Source organism: Kitasatospora sp. NRRL B-11411 (assembly GCF_000721345.1).
Classification (GTDB): domain Bacteria; phylum Actinomycetota; class Actinomycetes; order Streptomycetales; family Streptomycetaceae; genus Kitasatospora; species Kitasatospora cineracea.
Window position 1 is genome coordinate 1 of record NZ_JOGH01000249.1, and the last position, 3,025, is coordinate 3,025.

General features: G+C 71.8%; 1 protein-coding gene. It reads left to right on the forward strand.

The window, feature by feature from the left end; all coding sequences use genetic code 11:
• Positions 1-1,355 precede the first annotated feature (1,355 nt).
• A complete protein-coding gene (locus IH44_RS0139565; protein ID WP_198545120.1) occupies positions 1,356-1,781 on the forward strand; it encodes a hypothetical protein in 426 nt (141 codons plus the stop codon).
• Positions 1,782-3,025: the final 1,244 nt, after the last annotated feature.

The following is a 3,025-nucleotide window of genomic DNA, read 5'->3' on the forward strand; positions in this document are numbered from 1 at the left end:
GTGGCTGCGCCGCCGTCCTGTCCCTGGTGCTGCGCCTGCTCGGCCGCCGCGGTCCCGGGTCCGCCGTCCGGGCCGCGTGCCCGCCGGTCGTTTCGGCCTGGCCGTTGCCGTCCCAGGTTGCCGCCGTCGAGGGGACGTTGGATGTCGTGGGAACTGTCGTGAAGCTGCAGGTCAGATGGTGGATAGTCTGATGGCGGAGTACAGGCGGAAGGGCCCTGAGGGGGGTTCGTCGGCGGTTGTGGTGGTGCCGGGGCGGGTGGTGGGCTAGGGCCTCGCAGCATCCTGTCTGCGATCACCTGGAGGCCCTACCGTGAGCACCTCGCACCCGCCCCGTACTCGGCAGCCGGCCCGGCGGCAGGGGGGCCGCCCCCGTCGGCCGGTCCACCAGGCCGATACCGCCCGGGGGCCGGCTGGCCGCCACCCTCGACGCGCTCCTGGGCGAACTGACGGACGAGGCGGTCGAGGAGAAGACCGGGGCCATCGGCGCGCCCCTGAGGGCGGAGACGATCCGCAACGCCCGCACCGGCACACGGGTGCCCCACCCGGCGACCATCGCGATCCTGGCCAGGGCCACCCACGCCGATCCCGAGCCGCTGCTGCTCCTGCGGCGCGAGGCACTGCTGGCACCGTATGTGCCAGCGGACCAGCCAGGCCTGACGCGGGAGGCGATGGCGCAGCGGCTCGGGCGCTCCTGTGAGGGCCTGCGGGTACGGAGCCGCAGGCCGACCCCGCACCGGGTGCTGGCACGCCGGACGGGGCTGAGCGAGGCGGTGGTGGCCGCCCGGATGCAGGGCCGGTGGCTGCGTACCCGCTATGCCGCCGTGATGGAGGCCGAGCTCGTCGCACTGCTGCGGGCTCTTGGCGTCCCGGCGGTGCTGCACTACCTGTGGGTGGTGCCCGCACGTAGGGCGTGGGATCGCGCTATGCGGCTGAGGCTGGACAGTGCGTGCCCCGGCCGGTACCGACGCCGATAGCCCGTTGGCTGTGTCTGCCTTGCTGCGCCTCTGCTCGGCGGCCGCTGTCCGGCCGCCGTCCGGACGTCGTGCCCCGCGGCTGGGCCCCGGCCTCCGTCCTGGTCGCCGTTCTGGTCGGCCGCCGGGTCGTCCCGCTGCGCCCGGTGGGCCGCCGTCCCGGGCCCGCCGTCCCGGGCCCCGCCCCGTCCGGGTCGCTGTCCAGGCCGTGTCCGCCGCTGTGCCCGTCGCTGGGCGGCTGGGTGGCCGTCAGGCCGCTTGGTGGCCGCCGGTGGAGGACGTTGGGGAGGCTGTGCTGGTGTTGTCGCGAAAGTTCGGGTGAGGGCTGGGTTCTGGGAGGTATGGCTGGTGGATGTGTGGGGGATGGCTGCATGGTCGTCGTGGGTGGGGTTGGAAGAGGCGCGGTTTGTGGTGCCGCGTCTGCCTGGGGTGTACATGGTGCGGTCGGGGCTGGACGACCAAGTGGTGTACGTAGGCTGCGCCGAGGAGTGGGCAGGGAACGGCTCGCGGCCGGCTCAGGGCATGCGGGGGCGGATCGCGAAGTACACCAGCGGGTTGGCGTCCGGACTGGGTGAAGCGGCGTTTGACCGGGCTCTGGCTGATCCGTGCTGGCTGCGTGAGCGGCTGGCCGAAGTTGAGGCCGGCCAGCCGATGAGAGCCGCGCACTGGGCCAAGGCCGCGATCGGACGTGTTGAGCTGGAGCTGTGCTGGGCGGTGACGAGCACCGGCAGGGAGGCGGTTGAGCTGGAGGAACGGGTGATTGCAGTACTGAGCCCGTCTCTCTGGAATCGGCGAGTCCCACGCCCCTAGCGGGGGTGCAACGCGGTGTTGCGGTGGGGTGCAACGTGGGGCTGCATTGCCGGTCTGACCTGGTGTCATGTGGGCGGGACGGGGGCGGGTGGGTGTGTTGCACGGGGTGGCGCCGGTCTGCCGGCCTCGGTGGCCCGCCCGCGTCGGCTGGTGCCGTGCTCCGTTGCCGGGCCCTGGCCGTCGTCCTGGCCGCCGCCCGCCCTGCCCGTCGTGGTTCGGTGGTGTTGCTGCGGGAATTGATGGGTTGACGCTGGGCGGGATTTCTTGGGTGGTCTGGGAGGGTGGACGCCGTGTCGGGGTGGAGGGCCGTAGGCCCCTTTCTGGCGCGCCGGAATTCGATTCCTCGCCGCTGCGTCTCGAAAGGGTTTCGGATTGCCGCATGAAAAGGAGTGGGATGGAATTCGTATTTCCCACCTGGAGTTCGTCTGGATAGAGCCGGGGCGGGCGGTTGCCGCGAGGTTGACTGTTCGCGTTCGCACCCGTTCGCGCACCGGTAGGATAGAGCTGTAAGACGTTCCGGGAAGTGTCGCGGGAAACTCGCCGGACGTCCCTGTGTAAGCGGTCCGGGATTCTCGGTTGAGGACCCGTCAGGGGCCGCCGTCCGGGTCGTTCGTGAGGGCCCGCCACCGGGGCCGGGGAGGCCCGGTCCGGACCGGAGGCCCATCCGCGCCTCCCGGGGGCCGCAGGCCCCGCTCCGAGGGCGGCGGATGGGCCGTCAGCCCAGCAACCGCAAGGCAGGACCGGCCACCGGCCGGGACCGGGACAGGGCTCCCGGGGGTGGGGATGTGGCTCCTACCCGAAGTCCGCGACACATCGTCAACGCCGAGGGCCGCAGGCCCCGGCCGGCACCCCCGCCCGATCGGAGGGATAGCCCGCTATCCGAATTTCGCGTCACATCGTCAACGTCCACCCCCGGGCGCAGCCCGGGAAGCCCTGTCAGCCGACCAGCCCGTAGGGCCGTGAAAACACCGGCCGAACAGGGCGGGAAATCCGATCTGTTGACGGGCCGCAGGCCCGTGGAAATCCTCCGATAATTGGCGTAGCGCAGCGATGCCCAAGCCCCGCCAAAATGGTGCACACTAAGCTAGCGAATTCGCCGCAGGCGAATTCCACCAAGCCCGTACCGCCCGCCGAGGCGCAGCCGAGGCCACACCACGCATAGTGACGCCGTAGGCGGCACCCCCGCACCTGGCGGCGCGTCAGCGCCGTTGCTCCCGCGCCAGCGGGAGCTTAAGCCGCAGGCT